This window comes from Streptomyces yokosukanensis, assembly GCF_001514035.1.
Taxonomy (GTDB): domain Bacteria; phylum Actinomycetota; class Actinomycetes; order Streptomycetales; family Streptomycetaceae; genus Streptomyces; species Streptomyces yokosukanensis.
Window position 1 is genome coordinate 131,423 of sequence record NZ_KQ948220.1, and the last position, 17,767, is coordinate 149,189.

Genomic DNA, 17,767 nt, shown 5'->3' on the forward strand with positions numbered 1-17,767 from the left:
AACCACGGCCCGGGTGCCACGACCGTGACGTGGTCCCCGCAGTGGGGCGTACCCCGCCCCGTCCAGGTCTGCGGCGCCTGCGCGCAGCGCGTGCAGACCACGGCGCCGCCGTTCTACACCCCGCCCCAGCAGGGCTACCCGCAGCCCGTCCCGCAGGGCTACCCCCAGCAGGGCTATCCCCAGCAGGGGTACCCGCAGCAGGAGTACGGACAGCCGTACGCGGACCACGACCACCACCAGCAGCAGGGCGGCGGCCGGCGCTTCGGCACGGGTGCGCTCATCGGCGCCGGCGCGGCCGGCCTCATCGGCGGTGCGCTGCTGAACGAGGCGTTCGACGACGACGAGCCGGACGTCGTGGTCAACAACTATTACGAGGACTGAGCCCGCTCCCGAAACTCCCGTGCCCTGCCCGGAGTTGCGGCGCGGACCGCCCCGCACTCCGCCCGGCCGCCGGAGCCGGCCGCCTACACTGGGTGCGCGCACATGTGTCTGCTGTGACGAGTGACGAGTGACGAGGGCGGGGGGCGGGAGAAGAGGGTGACGGAGAACGCCGCGGGTTTCGAGGACCCGCCTGCCGAGGTGCTGGCGGAGGCCGCCGCGGCGTTCGGTCTGCTCGCCGCCCCTGCCCGGCTGCACCTGATGTGGGCTCTGTCGCAGGGGGAGAGCGATGTGACGCATCTCGCCGACCGGGTGGGCGGTGCGCTGCCCGCCGTGAGCCAGCACCTCGCGAAGCTGAAGCTGGCCGGCCTCGTCCGCTCCCGCCGCGAGGGCCGGCGGCAGGTGTACTACATCGACGACCCCGACGTCGTGACCCTGGTCCGTGTCATGGTGGGCCAGCTGACCGCGCGCTCCCGGCACGCCTCCACCCTGCTCCCCGGCCTGCGTCGCAGGGGTGGCTGAGTGCGGCGCGCGGGCCGCACTCGGTGCCGACCGGGCCGTGAGCATTCTTATATCCGTTCTTATATACGGCGCGTAGACTCCCGCTCCATTACGACCCGGGCCGCACGGCGGTTCCATGAGATGCCTCACCTGTGGATCGTGTGTGCATCTGTGCTGTTCGGGCAGCAGGTTTGTTAGATTGCGCAACTGCGCAAGCAAAGGCGAAGCGCCCGGCTCTGCGGGCCCGACCGTTCATGGGAGTGGGAGATGAGCGACCCGTGGGACGGGCCTTCCGGGCAGGCCACGCGCAACCGAGGCGCGCGGGTACCCGGACAGCGAGCGGCCGAGCCCGACGGAGCGCGTCCGACCGGCGGCCGGGCGGCGGCCCGGGCGGCGGCCCGCGGGCACGGCGGCAAGCGGGGACACCGGTCCCGTACGGCGGGCCGCGGCCGGAAGGTGCTGAAGAACCTCGCGATAGGCCTGTCGGTCATCATCGTGGTCACGGCCGGCGCGGGCTGGTGGTTCTACGAGCACCTCAACGGCAACATCCACAGCGTCTCGCTCGACGGCAAGGGCGGCACCGAGAAGGCCGACGCCTTCGGTCGCACCCCGATCAACATCCTGGTCATGGGCTCGGACGGCCGCACCAGCGAGGCCGACTGCAAGCTCGGCGGCGGCTGTTCGAAGACCGGCGTGCAGACCGGCAGCAACGCGGACGTGGAGATGGTTCTGCACATATCCGCCGACCGCTCCAACGCGACGGTGATGAGCATCCCCCGCGACACCATGACCAAGGTCCCGGCCTGCCAGGACAGTGAATCGAACCAGTCCACGTCCGGCTACTACGGCCAGATCAACAGCGCGCTGCAGTACGGTCCCGCCTGCCAGGTGGCCACCGTCCACCAGCTCACCGGCATCCCGATCGACCACTTCGTCAAGCTCGACTTCTCCGGCGTCGTGAAGATGTCCGACGCGATCGGCGGTGTCTCCGTCTGTGTCAGCGACGACGTGTACGACACGTACTCGCACCTGAAGCTGTCCAAGGGCTCGCACACCCTCAAGGGAGACGCGGCACTGGAGTTCGTCCGTTCCCGGCACGGGTTCGGCGACGGCAGCGACCTCGGTCGTACGACGACCCAGCACATCTTCCTCAGCTCGATGATCCGCAAGTTCAAGAGCGCGGGCACGCTCACCGACCCCACCGCGGTCTACGGCCTGGCCGACGCCGCCACGAAGGCGCTGACCGTGGACGACGGCCTGGGCACCGTGAAGAAGCTGATCTCGCTGGCGTCGGACGTGAACAAGGTGCCGACGAAGCGGATGACGTTCACCACGATGCAGACGGCCGCCGACCCGGGCAACAAGGACCGGGTGGTCGTGGGTCCGGGCGCCAAGACCCTGTTCGCCACGATCGCCCACGACCAGTCGCTGACCACCGGCTCCGGCAAGAAGTCCGCGGCGGCCTCGGCGACGGCGAAGCCCACGGCCCCGGCCGTGCCGGCATCGCGGATCGCCGTCACGGTCGAGAACGGCACCGCGGTCACCGGCCGTGCCTCGGACATCGCCGCCACGCTGACCGATCAGGGCTTCAGCTCCGCGACGACCACGGCCAACGCGCCGAGCCCCTCGGCGACCACCACCCTCACCTATGGCACCGGCGAGAAGGACGAGGCGCAGACGGTCGCCAAGACGCTCGGTCTGGCGTCCTCGCATCTGAAGCAGGGCACCGGTGCGGCACTGACCCTGGTGATCGGCAGCGACTGGCCGAGCGGCACCAGCTTCCCGGGCGGCAGCTCCTCGCCGGCGCCCGCCGACACCCAGGCCGCGGTCGGCGGCGCGCACGCCTCCACGGCCGATCAGTCCAAGACCTGCGCCAAGGTCAGTCCCTACAAGACGGTCACCATCGACGGCGTCTCCATGACACCGTCCCAGGCGTACGCGGCGGCGCGTGGCACGCCCGACTCCGACGCCTGACCGAGGGCGGCCGACCCGATGCGCCGCCTGTACAGTTGCGCAATACCGCAAATGAGAGAGGGGTGGGCGCGATGCTCCGCAACGGACTGGAACCCTGGCACCTGCTGGTAGTGGCGATCGTCGTCATCGTGCTGTTCGGCTCGAAGAAGCTGCCCGAGGCCGCCCGTGGACTGGGCAAGTCCATGCGCATCCTCAAGAGCGAGGCCAAGGCCATGAAGGACGACGCCGCGGCCCCGCCGGCCGCCGCGCCCACGGTCGAGAGCCGCCCGGCCGAGACGGTCCAGGGCGCACCTCTCGGCTGAACCGTGGCCGCCGCGCCGGTGCGGGTGTCCGTGTCGGTCAGGGGCTGGCGATGTCGAAGCCGTACCGCAGGGGCTCGGTGGTGACGCTGTAGTCCCGGCGGTACAGGTACACCGCCTCGGCGCGCACGCCGCCGGGCGGTGCGGCCTCGATCGGGCAGGGGTACGTCACCTGGATCACGCGCGGTCGGCCGGGGACCTTCATTCGCAGCCCGTCCGCCGGCCCGCCACCGAGCACGGCGGTCTCCCAACCCGTCACTTCGCTAGTCTCCACGCCTGAAATTTTAAGGCTTGCGCAAGTGATGAGACCGTGAGGCCGGTCATAGGTGCGGACGGCGGGAGCGCCGACGCTGTCGGGCGTACCTCTTCGCGGACGACGAGTGGACCGTCGCTCGGATCGCCCGGCTACGACGGCCGTTGGGAGGCTGCCGCGGCGGGGCGGAGGTCGGACAGCGTGAGCGGATGGGCCGGGGGGTCGGGGAGGGCGACGCGGGAGGTCACCTCCAACTCGGGCCCCACATGGAGCAGCTCGCCGGGCTCCATGAGCTGCCAGTGCGGGCTCTCGTCCATGGGCTCGCTGGCCACGACGACGGACGGGGCGTCGCCCAGATGCGCCGAGCGCACGCGCAGACGACCGTTGCGGCCGGTGTGGTCCAGATGCCGTGCCCCCTGGTGGCCGCCGGCCGGGCGCCGCAGGGCATACAGCTCGTGGGTGTCGGGATAGCGCAGGGCCCACAGTTCCCGGGGGGTGATGAGGATGATGTTCAGGGCGTACAGGGGCAGGTGCGCGGCGACCCAGCGAGCAGCCGTCACGATGCCCGCGGACACGTCCCCGCCGTGCGCCGCGGTCTCCCGCGTGACCAGGGCGAAGAAGCGCTCGGAGTCGGTGTCGCCGCGCACCGCCGAGCGGTCCTCGCCCAGGTGCCGGTCGAGTTCGTCGAGCCCCTCGATCACACCGTTGTGGGCGAACAGCCGACCGTCCTCCTCGAAGGGGTGCGTGTTGCGCACATCCAGCCCGCCGGTGGAGGCGTACCGGATGTGTGCGAGGAAGGTGGCGGACTCGACCTCGCGCGCCTCCTGGGCGAACGCGCGGTCCTCATAGGCGGCGATCGGTGCCTTGTGCACCTCCGCGGTGCCGTCCGCGTCGAAGTACCCGAGCCCGGTACCGTCCGGTTCGCGGTGGCTCTGCGCGGTCAGGCTGTCGGGGGCGTCCAGCAGCCAGAACGTGGCGCGCGTGCGGAGCGGGGAGCTGATCAGTCCGAACAGCCGGCACACGGCAGCCTCCTCGTCACCCGTCTTCCGCCGGGCCCCGTCCCGGGCTCCCGGACGACCATCGTCCCGCGCGGCGGCCGTTCCCGCACCCGGCGCAACCCATCGTTCTGGGCCCCGTGCCCAGTCCCGTCCGGGCGTCCGCCGAGTGACCGGAGCCCCACGCGGCACCCGGAACTCGCGTGCTCCTCGCCCCGACTCCTGAATCGTCGCGGCGTCCAACGGGTCGCCGCCCCGACTGGATCCAGCTGGCCGTGCGCGACCGGGGCGGCGCGGCGGCGAACGAGAAGGCCTTCGACGAGGCCGCGCAGTGGCTCGAGGGCAACCCGGCCACCAATGGCCTCAAGGCCGTCAAGGCGGGTCACCTCCTGCGGATCGGCTCCGAGCGGACCACCATCGCCGGGGTCGAGAACGCCGACACCGTACGGGAGATCGCCCGCACCCTCTACCCCGGCAAGGTCGCCTGACCGTGCGTTCCTCGCCGTCGCAGCGCAGGGGCGCGGCCGCCTGCGACGATGCGCGCACCCTGCCCGCCGAGCCGTTGCTGCTGGTCCTGGGTGCCGTGCTGCTCGCGGCCCTGACGGCGGCCGTGGCCTGCGGATCGACGTCCGTCCCGCCCGCCGAGGTGTGGCACGTGGTGGGGCGCCGCCTCTCCGGCGCGGCGCCGCGCCCCGGCACCGACGACCTGATCGTCTGGCAGCTCCGCGTGCCCCGCGCCCTGCTGGCCGCGCTCGTCGGCACGGGGCTCGGCCTCGTGGGCACGGCGGTGCAGGCGCTGGTGCGCAACCCGCTCGCCGATCCCTACCTGCTGGGCATTTCCAACGGCGCCTCGCTCGGCGCCATCGCCCTTACCCACATCCTCATGCCCCTGAGACCCGTATGCCCCTGACGCCCGCGACGGACACGCACTCCACGAGCGTCAGCACCGCCATCCTGAACCTGATCCTGCCGCACCACCGCACCACCGACCCGGCCCCCGCGCCCCTGGCCGCGTTCCCGCACCAGCTGCGCCGCATCGCCGACTTCGTACGCCGCGACGCCCCGTCGTCTTCACCCTCCCCGGCTTCCCGTGCAAGTCCCCCAACCCGGCCAAGGTGCTCGGGCGCCTCCCCGACCAGGGGGAACTTCTCTCTCACCTTCCTGCACCGGCTCTGCACGGACATGGAGCGGATCCACCCGCCCGGCGCCCGCATCGTCATCTGCTCCGACGGGCATGTCTTCGGCGACGTCGTCCACGTCCCCGACGCCCACATTGACGCGTACGCCGACGAACTGCGCGGCCTCATCAGCGGCCTGGGCCTCACCCGGCTGTCCGTCTTCGACCTGCGCGACGTGCTCGGCGACCTGCCCTACGACAGGAAACGCGCCCACATCCACCGGCACCACGCGCCCGGCGTCGACGCCCTGCGAGCCGAGGTGCACGCGGACGACCAGGTACGCGCCCTGTACCGGGGGATCACCCGCTTCCTCGTCGAGGACACCGCCGACTTCCCCGGCACCCGCTCCGCACTCCAACGCGCGTGCCGGCAGCGGGCGTACGGTGTCCTGCAGCGCAGCCGCGCCTGGGGCGCCCTGATCGCCGAGCACCATCCGGCCGCGGTGCGGCTGTCCATCCACCCCCCAGCCGGTCGGCACCGCGAAGTTCGGCATCCGCCTCCTGGACGCGCCGGACGGTCGACGGCAGACCGAGCCACTTCCATCAGGGGTGAACCGGTCTGCCGTCGAAGTCCGGCACCCGTGGCGTCGCCGAACGCGCGAGGCGCGGGGGATCAGGTCCGCCGCCCGGACGCCGCTCCCTCGACCGGCCCCACCCGACCGCGGTGGCCCGCGCGCGACGACCGGATCCGTCGTACGAGATCCGCAGCGGCCGGCTGCCAGGCGTCGTAGGTGAAGGCGAACCCGGCCTCGCGGAGTAGGCCGGGGATCACCCGGCGGCTCTTGAGCAGCAGTTCCGTGTCCGTGCGCAGGGCGAACGCGCCCGCTTCGGCCATCCAGCGTGTCGCCGGCAGACCCACGGGGACGCCCCAGGCCGCGCGCAGCATCCGCATGAAGTCCCGCTGCGGGAGCGGGCCGGGGGAGGCGAGGTTCACCGGCCCCGCGATGTCGTCCCGGCCGATCAGGAACTCCACCGCGCGCACGAAGTCCTCGTCGTGGATCCAGGAGACGAACTGCGCGCCGCCCGCGACCGGCCCGCCCAGCCCCCACCGGGCCAGACCCAGCAGGACGTCGAGGACCCCGCCCCGGTCGGGGCTCATCACCATCGCCGAGCGCAGCGCCACCTTCCGGGTCGCCGGTGTCGGCGCCTCGGCCTGAGCCCGCTCCCAGTTCCTCGCGATGTCGACGCTGTAGGCCCAGTAGTCCGGAACTCCGGCCTCCGAGCCGCCGATCAGTCCCGTCGCCTCGTCGTTCGCGGCGTCGAAGCGGTGGGCGTAGACCGTCGCCGTACTCATCTGCAGCCATACGCGCGGCGGCCGCGCGGCAGCGGCGATCGCCTCCCCGACCACCCGCGCCGAGTCCACCCGTGAATCCATCATGGCGCGCAGGTTCCCGGCGGTGTAGCGGCAGGAGACGCTGCGTCCGGCCAGGTTGATCACGACATCGCTGCCGTCGACGACCTCGGCCCAGCGGCCGAGCGTGGCCCCGTCCCAGCCGACCTGCCGTGCGTGCGCCGGATGCCGGGTCAGCACGGTGACCTCATGGCCGGCGGCCGTCAGCGCACGATCGAGAACGGTGCCGACCTGACCCGTTCCCCCGGGCAGAACTACCTTCATCGAGCCCCCTCGGTTTGATGCGTACAGCGTAGCCACAGATTTGAACGCGTTCAAAACAAGGGTGGACGCGGAAACCGTCGACGGGCGCCGGACGCGGTTGCCGCCGGAGGGAAACCCGGTGGACAACTCCCGTGCCGTGAACCAGCGTTGATGCCGTGCAGCAGACGAACCTCTGGGACGCCGCCGTCGCCCGGCGCTACGACACACCCGGCAGCGGCATGTTCGCGCCCGAGGTGCTGACCCCCACCGTCGAGCGCCTCGCCGAGCTGGCGGAGGGCGGAGCGGCACTGGAGTTCGCCATCGGCACCGGCCGGGTCGCCGTCCCGCTCGCCGAGCGAGGCGTCCCCGTCACCGGAATCGAGCTGTCCGGCCTGATGGTGGAGCAACTGCGGACCAAGGCCGACGAGGCCACCGTCCCCGTGGTCATGGGCGACATGGCGACCACCCTCGCCCCGGGGGCGTACCGCCTCGTCTACCTCGTCTACAACACGATCTCCAACCTGCTCACCCAGGCCGAGCAGGTGGAGTGCTTCCGCAACGCCGCCCGCCACCTCGCACCCGGCGGCCGGTTCGTGATCGAGCTGTGGGTGCCCGAGCTGCGCACCCTGCCCCCGGGCGCCTCGGCCACGGTGTGGCACACCGACGCCGAGTACATCGGCCTGGACACCTACGACGTCCTCACTCAGCGTGTCGTGTCGCACCACTTCCACTTCGACGGGGGCGAGGAGGCCCGGCTGCACCGCAGCCCCCACCGCTACATCTGGCCCGCCGAACTCGACCTCATGGCCCAACTGGCCGGATTCGAGCGGGAGTCCCGGCACGCCGACTGGCAGGGCACCGAGTTCACCGCCGAATCCCGTTCCCATGTCTCGGTCTACCGGCTCCCGTCGGAGCCGTAGCCGAGGGACGGCGCGCCCGAGCGCTCAGGACGGCAGCACCCGCAGGGCGTACAACGCCGCGCCCAGATCGGCGACGGCGAGCGGATCGGCGAGCGCGCGCCCCGTCACCTCCTCGATACGACGCAGCCGGTAGCGCACGGTGTTGGGATGGACGAAGAGCCGTTCCGCGGCCTCGGCGGCCACCCCGCCCGAGGTGAACCAGTGCCCCAGGGTCTGCAGCAGCCGGGCCCGCTCCGCCGCGGGCAGCGCGAGGAGCGGCCCCAGGGACACCTCCACCAGCCGGCTCGCCTCGGCCGGAGCCGCCGCCACCAGCATCGCCAGCGGACTGTCGTCGAACCGGGTGACCCCCGGCCCGTCGCCCGGCAGTCCGGCCAGGGCCAGCCGGGCGAATCGCAGCGCCTGCGGGGTGTCGCGCAGCGAGTCGAACCGCGGGCTGACCCCGACCCGGGCACGCCGCCGGCGCAGCGCCCGCAGGCTCACCTTCTCCGCGTCCCGGTGCTGCAGCGAGACCAGCCCGATCTGCTGGTCCGGCAGCAGTCGCCACACCGACGCCACCCCGAAGCGGCGCAGCGCGGCCTCGATGCCGGGCAGCGGCTCCTGGCCGGGATCCGGCACCGACGCGGCCACGACCGCGTACGGCCCGCGCTCCGGCAGACCGAGCTGCCGGGCCGCCTCCCACGGCGTCGTACGGTCCGCGAGCGCGCCCGTGAACAGGGCCTCGGCCAGGGCCGAGCGACGGGCCTCGCGCTGCAGCGCCAACTCCGCGCTGGCCTCGCGATAGGCGGCCGCCACGGCCTCCGCGTACCGGCCGAACAGAGCCCAGATCTCCGAGGAACCGCCCACCAGCTCGGCGTCCGTCACCTCCGGATGCCTGCGCGCCTCCTCCACCATCTCCGACCACAGCAGCTCGAAGCCGACGCGATAGGCGTGCAGCGTGTCCGCGAGCGGGACGCCCTGCTCGGCGCGGAGGCGCCCGGTCTGCTGAGCGGCTCCCACATCGGGCTCGGCGCCATAGGCGAAACGCCCCAACAGCAGATCGGCGTTGTCCTCGCAGGACTCCCTGAGCGACGCGAAGGGGATGAGCGACTCGTCCGCGTACGACTCGACCTCCGCACGGATGCGTTCGGTCATCCGCTCACCCAGCTCCGGAAGGCGCAGCCGCAAGGCCGCGCCCACATTCTGCAGACCCATACACGCAGCGTACGACGGCCTGTTTGGTCCTGGGAACAATGTGAGCGGACGCGGACTGTGGGCGCGGCCATGGACGCCCGCGCACCCGCGGGCGACCATGCCGGGAGCGCTCGCGGTGGGACCCGCGAGTGCCGTGAGCAGGGGTGCGAGGAGGCATCATGGCCAATCTGGCGGACTTTCTGGTGGACACGGCGCGACGCCGGCCCGACAGCCCGGCGCTGCGCCTGGGCACGGCGACCACCACGTACACCGAGCTGGACCGGCTGAGTGCCCAGGCCGCCGCACTGCTGCGCACCGAGGGCCTGCGCGCCGGCGACCGGGTCGCGCTGATGCTCCCGAACGTGCCCGAGTTCGTCGTCCTGTACTACGCCGTCCTGCGCGCCGGCGGCATCGTGGTGCCGATGAACCCGCTGCTGAAGCAGCGCGAGACCGAGTACCACCTGCGGGACTCCGGCGCGGTGCTGCTCTTCGAGTGGCATCGGGCGCCCGGCGAGGGCGCCGCGGGCGCGACCGCCGCCGGGGTACGGCACCTGGCGGTCGAGCCGGCCGCCTTCGCCGCCGAACTGGCCCGCCTGGAGCCGCAGTACGAGGTGCACGCCGCCGCCGGGGACGACATCGCCGTCCTGCTCTACACCTCCGGCACCACCGGCCGCCCCAAGGGCGCCGCGCTCACCCACGCCGGGCTCCGCCACAACACCGAGGTCAACGTCAGCGAGGTGCAGCGGCTGACCGCCGAGGACGTGATCGTGGGCTGCCTGCCGCTGTTCCACATCTTCGGGCAGACCTGCACGATGAACGTCGCCGTGCACAGCGGGGCGTCCCTCACCCTCGTCCCCCGCTTCGAACCGCAGACGGTCCTCGACGCCATCGCCCGGGACCGGGCCACCGTCTTCGAAGGCGTCCCCACGATGTACGCGGCGCTGCTGCAGCACTCGGGCGCCGCCGCGGCCGACGTGTCCAGCCTGCGGATGTGCATCTCGGGCGGCGCCTCCCTGCCGGTGGAGGTCCTGCACGGCTTCGAGCGGCGCTTCGGCTGCATGGTGCTGGAGGGCTTCGGCATGTCCGAGACCAGTCCGGTCGTCTCCTTCAACCACCCCGGCCGCCCGCGCAAGCCCGGCTCGGTCGGCACCCCCATCCGCGACGTCGAGGTCCGGCTGCTCGACGAGTCCGGCCGCGACGTCGCACCGGGCGAGGTCGGTGAACTGGCCGTGCGCGGGCCGAACCTGATGAAGGAGTACTGGCACCGCCCCGAGGAGACGGCCGCCACCGTCCGCGACGGCTGGCTGCGCACCGGCGACATGGCGCGCAGGGACGAGGACGGCTATCTGTACATCGTCGACCGCAAGAAGGACCTCATCATCCGCGGCGGCTACAACGTCTACCCGCGCGAGATCGAGGAAGTGCTGCACGAGCATCCGGCCGTCGCCCTCGCCGCGGTCGTCGGACTGCCCGACGAGCGGCTCGGCGAGGAGGTGGCCGCCGCCGTGGTCCTGCGCCCCGGAGCCGACGCGGGCACCGAGGAGTTGCAGCAGTTCGTCCGGGACCGGGTCGCCGCCTACAAGTACCCGCGCCGGCTCTGGCTGACGGACGCCCTGCCGATGGGCCCGAGCGGCAAGATCCTGAAGCGGGAGATCACCGCGCCGATGCCGTGACCGCCGCGGGAGACCGGGTCGGCCCCGGCCGGGCTCCCGGGTCGGCTCCCCGGCCGGGAGGCGCCGTCCTACCCGCCGTCCGTGCCGGGACGGCAGCACGATCCGCGCCGCAGGTGATCGGCCACCTCCAGCCAGGTCGTCCCGCTCGGCGGCATGACCCGCGTCACCCGCGGATCGTCGGCCAGCCGGGGGTCGGCGGCGAGCAGGATCTGCGCGGTGAACGGCGTGACGATCAACGCGAAGGACCCGTCGGCGTACTGCTGCGCCAGATCCTGGCCGATGCGTCCGAGCGGAGTGGTGGCATGCCCGAACTCCAGGCGCTGGGTGGCCTGCAGATGGGTGGTCAGGCTCTGGCCCGCCGCCCGGCCGGGCGCGCACAGATGGCTGCCGCTCGGCACCCCGAGCGCGCGGGCGGCCTCGGCGGCCTCGGCCATGCCCTCGCCCGGGGCACGCACGTACGTCTTCACGAAGTCGACGTCCAGGGCGGCGGCGCGCCGGAGCGTACGCCGGACACTGTCGCGGGTGCGATGGGCGCGGCCCATGCTGTACGCGGCGCGCGCCGTCGACGAGTTCGGCGCAGGCGAGCTGCCGGGGGCCGCGCAGCTCCCCGGAGCCGGCCGCCTCCCAGAGGCGGACCGCGTCGTACAGCGGACCGCCCGAGACAGGCCGAGGTGGTTGATGCCGTACGCGAGCGCGGTGAGGCTCTGCCGGGCGCCGTAGGTGGGCGTGCAGGGGTGGGTGTGGCTGTCGAGGAGACCGAGCGGACGCGGATCCGGACGTCGCCGACGTACAGCACGGCGGAGCCCGGGGCGCCCGTACCGGTCAGATGCACATACGCGATGCGCCCCGAGGGCGACACGGACGGGCCCGTCAGCCGGCCCCCGGCGACCGTGCGCAGCACCTCTGCCGGGCCTCCCGAGAGCGGCACCCGGACCAGCGACCGGCCGCCGTCGTTGCCGCCGCCCGGTGTGTGGGCGGCGCGCACGCACACCAGCGACCGCCCGTCCGCCGACCAGGCCGGATCGAAGTCCTCGTGGTCCCCGCCGGTGACCCGGCGCGGCCGGCCGCCGGCCCGATCCAGCACCCACAGCCCGTAGCAGGCACCGGCGACGGCGTCGCCGCCGCGTTCGGAGGAGAAGGCCAGGCGGGTGCCGTCCGGTGACCAGGCGACCCCGCGGTCGTCCCAGGGCCCGTCGGTCAGCCGCCGCGGTCCACTGCCGTCCGGCCGCAGCGTCCACAGGTGGAAACCGCCCCCGCGACAGCCGCACACGGCCAGTGACGTCCCGTCCGGGGACAGGGCGGGACGGGTCGCCTCCAGCTCCCAGCCCGTCACCTGTACGGCCCGCCCTCCGGCCCGGGGCACCCGCCACAGCACCTCCTGCACCTCGGCGATCAGCGCGCCGCCGCCCCGGCAGCCCGTCACCGAACCCCCGGTCGTCCGGGTGTAGGTCAGGACCCGCCCCGTGCGGGCTGCACGCACACCGGACCCGTCCGGCACGGCCGCGTCCGTCGTTGCCTGTGCGCGGGCGCGGGCGCCGGCGACCAGCCCCGCCGCCGCCATTCCGAGAACCTGCCGCCGTCCATCCCCTGTGCCTCCTAGCCGCTTCCGCCCCTCGCACGCCCAGGGCAACGTCCGGACCGACGGGGGGTCACGCGGGGTCACGCGGGGTCACTCTTGGGCGGCTGCCCGGCTCACCAGCCCGTCAGCAGCAGATGGTTGAGGAGCAGGGCCAGCGTCGCCTGGGCGGCGAGCCAGGCGCGGGGGCGGGGCAGCAGGGCGCACGCCGGGAGGAGCCACAGCGCGAAGGGCAGCCAGATGCGTTCCGTCTCGGCCTTGCTCATGCCGGACAGGTCGGCGACCAGCAGGGCGAGCAGCGCGGCGCAGACGAGGAGTGCGAGGCGGGTCTGCGGGGGAGCGGAGCCGGCCCGTCGAGGGCTGCCGCCGTGCAGCAGCGCCGCGAACGTCCGCCGCAGGCCCGCCGCCGTGGCCGGCCCGGTGATGATCGCGGCGCAGGCGAGGTTGGCCCAGACCCAGTAGCCGTAGGGGCGGGTGCCGCCGACGCCCTGGTAGTAGCGCGTGACGAGCAGGTGGTAGGCCTCCCACCAGTTGAACCCGGCGAGCGTGAACACCACCGGGAACACGGCGAGTCCGGCGAGCAGCGGCGGCAGCAGGGCGAGTCGGCCACCGCGCTCGGCCCGGCCGAGCACCACCGCCGCCGCCCCGATCACGACGAAGAGCGTCAGGCCGTAGGAGAGGTAGCAGGTCAGACCGAACAGCAGGCCCGAGGCGGCCGAGCACCACAGGGAGCGGCGCGTCACGGCGAGGGCGAGCAGGGCCACGGACCAGGCCGCCACGGCGGCGAAGTAGCCGTCGGCGGAGACGCCCTGCCACACCGCGGCCGGGGCCAGCACCAGGAACGGCGCGGCCCGGCGGGCGAGGGCCTCGTCGGCCACGGCGCGGAGCGCGATCAGCACGGCCACGCATCCGGTGGCGCCGACGACGATGCACCACATCCCGGCCCAGCCGCCGCCCCGCAGCCCGATCCGGTCCAGCAGGACGAACGTGAGCGTGGCGGCCGGGGGATGGCCGGCGATGTGGGCGGGCCAGGGATCGGGGGTGCCGCTGACGATGTGGTGCGTGAAGTCACGCAGGGTGGCCGGGATGTCGTGGAAGCGGCCGATGACACTGAGGTACTCGTTGCGGGTGGTCAGCCGGACCGCGATGCCCTGGTGCCAGCCGTCGATCAGGGCGAGGGAGAGGATCCAGGCCAGGGCGCTCGCCCAGGCCACCGCCGGCAGCGCCCGCCACGGCAGCCGGGCCGCGACGGCGGGGCCGTACGCCACGACGGCCGCCGCCACCGCCAGGGCCGCCGGAGTGCCGGGCCCGACATGCGGGTCCCAGTCGGCGAACACCGGTGGCCAGTGCACGAACAGGGTGTGGTGGGCGTCCTGGATGTGCCGGCCGACGAAGACGGCCACCGTCACGAGGAGGGCGGCGGCACCGGCGGCGTACAGGTCGCGGCGGAGAGATCGGGTCACACCGGAACGCTAGGCCCGGAGATCGGCTGGGGGCCGCCGTCCGGGCAGGATGTCAGCGTTTCGTCACCGGTCGCAGCCCGTTTCCCGGGGGCGCCCCGGCCTACGGTCGGGACATGCGCGATCATCCCCGTCTTCCCACTTCCCCAGGTTTCTGGCGCAGCCCGCTGCGCGGCCCCTGGTTCACCTCGGTGCTCGGCCTCGTCCTGCTCGTCGGCATCACCGTGCTGTTCGTGACCGGACTGGTGTCGTACGCCGCCTACAACCCGGGCCTGGCCCCGGTGAACGACCAGACACCGGACAAGGGAATCCTGGGCTTCTACCTGTTCGCCTGGCCCACCGACCCGGTGTGGCTGTACCGGCTCACCCAGGGCGTCCATGTGACGCTCGGCATCACTCTGATCCCCGTCCTGCTGGCCAAGCTGTGGTCGGTGGTGCCGAGGCTGTTCACCCTGCCGCCGGCCCGCTCGGTGACCCACGCACTGGAGCGGGTCTCGCTGTTGCTGCTGGTCGGCGGCGGGCTGTTCGAGTTCACCACCGGGGTGCTCAACGTCCAGCTGGACTATGTCTTCCCCGGCTCGTTCTACCCGCTGCACTTCTACGGCGCCTGGGTGTTCTTCGCCGCCTTCCTCGCCCATGCCGCGCTGAAGACACCGACCGCGCTGCGCGCCGTACGGGGACGACTGCGTGAGCCGAGCGATCTGGTCTCCCCGCGCCCCGCCCCGCCCACCGTCTCGCGGCGCGGAGCGCTGTGGCTGGTCGGCGGCGGGTCCCTGCTGCTGTTCCTGACCACGGTGGGGCAGAGCCTCGGCGGACCCTTCCGGCGTACGGCCCTGCTCGCGCCGCACGGCGCGGCCGATCCCGGCGGCGGCCCGAACGGCTTCCAGATCAACAAGACCGCCGCCTACGCCGGCATCACCCCGGCCGACACCCACGAGGACGCCTGGCGGCTCGTCGTCACCGGCCGCACCGGAACCGTCCGGCTCAGCCGCGCCCAGCTGCTCCGGATGCCGCAGTACAGCGCGTCGTTGCCCATCGCCTGCGTGGAGGGCTGGTCGACCGCCGACCAGTGGTGGCGCGGCGTGCGGCTGCGCGACCTCGCGGCGCTCGTCGGGTACGACGGCGATCCGCCGGACGTCTTCGTGGAGTCCCTGCAACGGCACGGCGCCTTCCGCCGCGCGGCCCTGCGCGCCAACCAGGCGGCCGACGAGCGCTCCCTGCTCGCCCTCGCCGTCAACGGCGAGGAACTGTCCCCCGACCACGGCCACCCGGCGCGGATCATCGTGCCCGCGGCCCCCGGTGTGCTCAACACCAAGTGGGTGGCCCGACTGACCTTCGGAGACCTGTGATGCCGCACCGCCTGCCGCTCGGCGTCCCCCGCCGGCCGCTGCGCCGCGTCCCCTTGGGCAGCCCGCTCCAACTGCTGCTGCTCGCCTGCTCGTTCGCGCTCGCCGCATACGCCGGGATCCGGCTGCTCGCCGGTGACTGGTTCGGGGTGGCGCTGTGGATCGTGGGCGCCGCGCTGCTGCACGACCTCGTCCTGCTGCCGCTGTACACGGTGGCCGACCAGGCGGTCCAACGCGGTCTCGGAGCGGCCGGACGGCGCGGCTGGACGCTGTACGTGCGCGTCCCGGCGATGCTGTCCGGCCTGCTCCTGCTCGTCTGGTTCCCGCTGATCAGCGGCCTGGTGGACCAGCCCTACCGGTCGGCGACCGGACTCTCCCCGGACGGCTTCCTCACCCGCTGGCTGCTGATCAGCGCCGTGCTCTTCGGCGGCTCGGCGCTGCTGCTGGTCCTGGGGAGGCTGCGCAGGGCGGCGAAGCAGCGGCCGCCCGCGCCCCACTGAGCGACGGGCCGCCAGCCGGCCCTGCGCGCGTACCGCAGCAGGGCCGGGGTGCCGACGCGCGCCCAGGGGAAGGGGGCACCGGTGGCCATGGGGGTGCCGACGGTGTCGACGACCTGGACCCGGGCCCGCTCGTCCACCTGCCCCGGCACCGTCTCGGCGATCAGCAGACCACCCGGGCGCAGCAGCGCCGCCACCCGCTCCAGCAGGGCGGACGGCTCCCCGCCGATGCCGATGTTGCCGTCCATGAGCAGCACGGTGTCCCAGCGGCCCTCGCCCGGCAGCGGCTCGAACACCGAGCGCCGCAGCGCCTGTCCGCCGAGCCCGACCGTATGGTCCACGGCGGCCTCGCTGACGTCGACGCCGAGCACGGTACGGCCACGGGCGGCGAGTTCCGCCACCAGCCGGCCGGGACCGCAGCCGACGTCCAGGACGGCGCCCTCGCAGCGGTCCAGCACCATCCGGTCCACGGTGTCCGCGCGGGCGCACCAGCGCTCCACCTCCAGCGGCAGCAGCCAGCCGTCGGCGCGGCGCAGGAACAGCGGGCCGCGGCCGGTGCGCAGCGCGGCCGCGTAGGGGTCGGCGGTCGCCCAGGCGACGGAGCCGGCCATCACCGGGTGACCGGCGTACAGCGGGCCAGCCGGGCGGCGAACCGCCCGTGCGGGGCCAGCGCGGCGACGGCGTGGGCGTCGGCGGCGGTGTCGACGTCCCGCAGCCGGGGCAGCTCGCGCACCCGCAGCCCGGCGTCCAGCAGGCGCGCCCGCTGCACCGCCCCGGTCTCGGGCCTCGACATGGGCACGCCTCGCAGCAGCGCGGGATCGGGCTCGGCCAGGCCCAGGGCCCAGAAGCCGCCGTCCTCGGCCGGCCCGAAATACGCGTCGCAGCCCGCGAAGTCCACGGCGAGCAGCTCCGGAGTGACCTGCGGGGTGTCCATGCCGATGAGCAGGGCAGGACCCGAGCAGTGCGCGAAGGCGTCCGCCAGCCGCTCGTCCAGGCCGCCCGCGCACTGCGGCAGCACCTCGAAGCCGGGCGGCAGCCACGGTCCGGGCGACCCGTCCAGGACGAGCACCCGCCGGGTCGCGGGAGCCGCGGCCACCGCGTGCAGGGTGTCGGTGAGCGAGGCCTGGGCGAGGCGGGCCGCCTGCAGCGGGGTGAACGGCGGGGTGAGCCGGGTCTTCACCCGCCCCGGGAGCGGTTCCTTGGCGATGACGAGAAGCGTGGTCACCGTACGAGCCCCCGCTCGGCCGGGGTCTCGGCCAGCACGCGGCTCATGTCCCGCACCGCTTGCCAGGTGCCGCGCCAGGTGCCCGTCACCTTGGATGCGCCGGTGCGCGGCCGGTAGGGCACGTCGTGCTCGGCGATGCGCCAGCCGGCGTCGGCCGCGCGGACGACCATCTGCAGCGGATAGCCGCTGCGCCGGTCGGAGAGGTCCAGCGCGAGCAGCTGCTCGCGGCGGGCGGCGCGCAGCGGGCCCAGGTCGTGCAGGCGCAGCCCGGTTCGGCGGCGCAGCATCCGGGCCAGCGCCAGATTGCCGGCGCGGGCGTGCGCCGGCCAGGCGCCCCGGCCCTCGGGGCGGCGCCGGCCGAGCACCAGGTCGGCCGCGCCGTCCCGGATCTCCCGCACGAAGGGAACGAGCAGCGCGGGATCGAGGGAGGCGTCGCAGTCGCAGAAGCACACGATGTCGCTCGTGGCCGCGGTCAGCCCCGCGTGGCAGGCGGCACCGAAGCCGCGCCGAGGCTCGTGCACCACCGTCGCGCCGAGCGCGCGGGCGATGTCGGGCGAGCCGTCGGTGGAACCGTTGTCGACGACGAGGGCGCGCCAGCCGGCCGGAATCCGGCCGAGCACCCAGGGCAGGGCCTCGGCCTCGTCCAGGCAGGGCAGCACCACGTCGACGTCCGTGGAAGTGGTCGTCACGCTCTCACCCTACGAACGCCAAACGGGCATATCGGATTCT

General features: G+C 73.5%; 18 protein-coding genes and 1 pseudogene. 9 read left to right on the forward strand and 10 right to left on the reverse strand.

Going from position 1 to position 17,767, the window contains the following annotated elements; genetic code table 11:
* The first annotated feature begins 537 nt into the window (after window positions 1-537).
* The 3 genes from AQI95_RS32600 (at window position 538) to tatA (ending at window position 3,155) form a co-directional block, all read left to right on the forward strand.
* Window positions 538-900: an ArsR/SmtB family transcription factor gene (locus AQI95_RS32600; RefSeq protein ID WP_067132223.1), complete on the forward strand. Its 363-nt coding sequence runs from the start codon at window positions 538-540 to the stop codon at window positions 898-900.
* A 246-nt stretch (window positions 901-1,146) separates the two neighbouring features.
* Window positions 1,147-2,853 (forward strand): LCP family protein, encoded by a 1,707-nt coding sequence (locus AQI95_RS32605; protein WP_244188917.1) that lies wholly within the window; start codon window positions 1,147-1,149, stop codon window positions 2,851-2,853.
* A 71-nt stretch (window positions 2,854-2,924) separates the two neighbouring features.
* Window positions 2,925-3,155, forward strand: coding sequence for a Sec-independent protein translocase subunit TatA (tatA, locus tag AQI95_RS32610; protein WP_067132449.1), 231 nt, complete (start codon window positions 2,925-2,927; stop codon window positions 3,153-3,155).
* Between the two features lie 37 nt (window positions 3,156-3,192).
* Here the strand turns inward: tatA and AQI95_RS32615 are convergent, their stop codons facing one another.
* Together AQI95_RS32615 and AQI95_RS32620 are read right to left on the reverse strand one after the other, a co-directional pair.
* Window positions 3,193-3,426 carry a hypothetical protein gene (locus AQI95_RS32615; RefSeq protein ID WP_244188918.1) on the reverse strand — a complete coding sequence of 78 codons (234 nt, stop codon included), beginning with the start codon at window positions 3,424-3,426 and terminating at the stop codon, window positions 3,193-3,195.
* A gap of 131 nt (window positions 3,427-3,557) precedes the next feature.
* Window positions 3,558-4,427 carry a class II glutamine amidotransferase gene (locus AQI95_RS32620; protein ID WP_067132230.1) on the reverse strand — a complete coding sequence of 290 codons (870 nt, stop codon included), beginning with the start codon at window positions 4,425-4,427 and terminating at the stop codon, window positions 3,558-3,560.
* Window positions 4,428-4,675: 248 nt separating this feature from the next.
* Between AQI95_RS32620 and AQI95_RS45350 the strand changes: the two genes are divergently transcribed.
* From AQI95_RS45350 to AQI95_RS50415, 3 genes and pseudogenes are all read left to right on the forward strand, one after another.
* Window positions 4,676-4,888, forward strand: coding sequence for a substrate-binding domain-containing protein (locus AQI95_RS45350; protein WP_482255591.1), 213 nt, complete (start codon window positions 4,676-4,678; stop codon window positions 4,886-4,888).
* A 2-nt stretch (window positions 4,889-4,890) separates the two neighbouring features.
* Window positions 4,891-5,268, forward strand: a pseudogene (locus tag AQI95_RS32625) (iron chelate uptake ABC transporter family permease subunit); the annotation flags it as partial.
* Between the two features lie 314 nt (window positions 5,269-5,582).
* Entirely contained in the window at window positions 5,583-6,308 is a 726-nt protein-coding gene (locus tag AQI95_RS50415) for an L-tyrosine/L-tryptophan isonitrile synthase family protein (RefSeq protein WP_425264934.1), read from the forward strand.
* On the opposite strand, the gene AQI95_RS32635 is transcribed toward AQI95_RS50415, so the two are convergent.
* The gene (locus tag AQI95_RS32635) at window positions 6,191-7,192 is read right to left on the reverse strand and encodes an epimerase (RefSeq protein WP_067132233.1); all 1,002 of its coding nucleotides are present in this window, start codon (window positions 7,190-7,192) and stop codon (window positions 6,191-6,193) included. The two genes, AQI95_RS50415 and AQI95_RS32635, sit on opposite strands and share 118 nt — an antisense overlap.
* A gap of 218 nt (window positions 7,193-7,410) precedes the next feature.
* Here AQI95_RS32635 and AQI95_RS32640 point away from each other — a divergent pair, with 218 nt between their 5' ends.
* On the forward strand, window positions 7,411-8,091 hold the full coding sequence (locus AQI95_RS32640; RefSeq protein WP_425264935.1) for a class I SAM-dependent methyltransferase: 681 nt from the start codon (window positions 7,411-7,413) through the stop codon (window positions 8,089-8,091).
* Between the two features lie 24 nt (window positions 8,092-8,115).
* Here AQI95_RS32640 and AQI95_RS32645 read toward each other — a convergent pair whose 3' ends face one another.
* On the reverse strand, window positions 8,116-9,282 hold the full coding sequence (locus tag AQI95_RS32645; RefSeq protein ID WP_244188919.1) for a PucR family transcriptional regulator: 1,167 nt from the start codon (window positions 9,280-9,282) through the stop codon (window positions 8,116-8,118).
* A 158-nt stretch (window positions 9,283-9,440) separates the two neighbouring features.
* Here AQI95_RS32645 and AQI95_RS32650 point away from each other — a divergent pair, with 158 nt between their 5' ends.
* Complete coding sequence (locus AQI95_RS32650) at window positions 9,441-10,934, forward strand: long-chain-fatty-acid--CoA ligase (protein ID WP_067132240.1); 1,494 nt, start codon at window positions 9,441-9,443, stop codon at window positions 10,932-10,934.
* Between the two features lie 68 nt (window positions 10,935-11,002).
* On the opposite strand, the gene AQI95_RS50205 is transcribed toward AQI95_RS32650, so the two are convergent.
* The 3 genes from AQI95_RS50205 to AQI95_RS32665 all read right to left on the reverse strand — a co-directional run bounded on the left by AQI95_RS50205 (window position 11,003) and on the right by AQI95_RS32665 (window position 13,973).
* Window positions 11,003-11,401 (reverse strand): hypothetical protein, encoded by a 399-nt coding sequence (locus AQI95_RS50205; protein WP_341849487.1) that lies wholly within the window; start codon window positions 11,399-11,401, stop codon window positions 11,003-11,005.
* A complete protein-coding gene (locus tag AQI95_RS32660) occupies window positions 11,398-12,495 on the reverse strand; it encodes a TolB family protein (protein WP_067132246.1) in 1,098 nt (365 codons plus the stop codon). Before AQI95_RS32660 ends, AQI95_RS50205 begins: the two co-directional genes overlap by 4 nt.
* Before the next feature lie 131 nt (window positions 12,496-12,626).
* Window positions 12,627-13,973 (reverse strand): hypothetical protein, encoded by a 1,347-nt coding sequence (locus AQI95_RS32665; protein WP_067132249.1) that lies wholly within the window; start codon window positions 13,971-13,973, stop codon window positions 12,627-12,629.
* A 113-nt stretch (window positions 13,974-14,086) separates the two neighbouring features.
* Here AQI95_RS32665 and AQI95_RS32670 point away from each other — a divergent pair, with 113 nt between their 5' ends.
* Window positions 14,087-15,319 (forward strand): molybdopterin-dependent oxidoreductase, encoded by a 1,233-nt coding sequence (locus AQI95_RS32670; protein WP_079071600.1) that lies wholly within the window; start codon window positions 14,087-14,089, stop codon window positions 15,317-15,319.
* A 349-nt stretch (window positions 15,320-15,668) separates the two neighbouring features.
* Here AQI95_RS32670 and AQI95_RS32675 read toward each other — a convergent pair whose 3' ends face one another.
* The 3 genes from AQI95_RS32675 to AQI95_RS32685 are packed head-to-tail and all read right to left on the reverse strand — an operon-like array spanning window position 15,669 to window position 17,727.
* Window positions 15,669-16,424, reverse strand: a complete 756-nt coding sequence (locus tag AQI95_RS32675) for a class I SAM-dependent methyltransferase (protein ID WP_067132255.1) — start codon at window positions 16,422-16,424, stop codon at window positions 15,669-15,671.
* Window positions 16,424-17,038, reverse strand: coding sequence for a TIGR04282 family arsenosugar biosynthesis glycosyltransferase (locus AQI95_RS32680; protein WP_067132257.1), 615 nt, complete (start codon window positions 17,036-17,038; stop codon window positions 16,424-16,426). The genes AQI95_RS32675 and AQI95_RS32680 overlap by 1 nt, the downstream gene beginning before the upstream one ends.
* Window positions 17,035-17,727, reverse strand: coding sequence for a glycosyltransferase family 2 protein (locus tag AQI95_RS32685; protein WP_067132260.1), 693 nt, complete (start codon window positions 17,725-17,727; stop codon window positions 17,035-17,037). The genes AQI95_RS32680 and AQI95_RS32685 overlap by 4 nt, the downstream gene beginning before the upstream one ends.
* Window positions 17,728-17,767 lie beyond the last annotated feature (40 nt).

Coding starts and splice junctions, on each gene's coding strand:
- tatA (WP_067132449.1), top strand. CDS start 2,925: ATGCTCCGCAACGGACTGGAACCCTGGCACCTGCTGGTAGTGGCGATC.
- AQI95_RS32640 (WP_425264935.1), top strand. CDS start 7,411: ATGTTCGCGCCCGAGGTGCTGACCCCCACCGTCGAGCGCCTCGCCGAG.
- AQI95_RS32650 (WP_067132240.1), top strand. CDS start 9,441: ATGGCCAATCTGGCGGACTTTCTGGTGGACACGGCGCGACGCCGGCCC.
- AQI95_RS50415 (WP_425264934.1), top strand. CDS start 5,583: ATGGAGCGGATCCACCCGCCCGGCGCCCGCATCGTCATCTGCTCCGAC.
- AQI95_RS32605 (WP_244188917.1), top strand. CDS start 1,147: ATGAGCGACCCGTGGGACGGGCCTTCCGGGCAGGCCACGCGCAACCGA.
- AQI95_RS32645 (WP_244188919.1), bottom strand. CDS start 9,282: ATGGGTCTGCAGAATGTGGGCGCGGCCTTGCGGCTGCGCCTTCCGGAG.
- AQI95_RS32660 (WP_067132246.1), bottom strand. CDS start 12,495: ATGGCGGCGGCGGGGCTGGTCGCCGGCGCCCGCGCCCGCGCACAGGCA.
- AQI95_RS32635 (WP_067132233.1), bottom strand. CDS start 7,192: ATGAAGGTAGTTCTGCCCGGGGGAACGGGTCAGGTCGGCACCGTTCTC.
- AQI95_RS32670 (WP_079071600.1), top strand. CDS start 14,087: ATGCGCGATCATCCCCGTCTTCCCACTTCCCCAGGTTTCTGGCGCAGC.
- AQI95_RS32675 (WP_067132255.1), bottom strand. CDS start 16,424: ATGGCCGGCTCCGTCGCCTGGGCGACCGCCGACCCCTACGCGGCCGCG.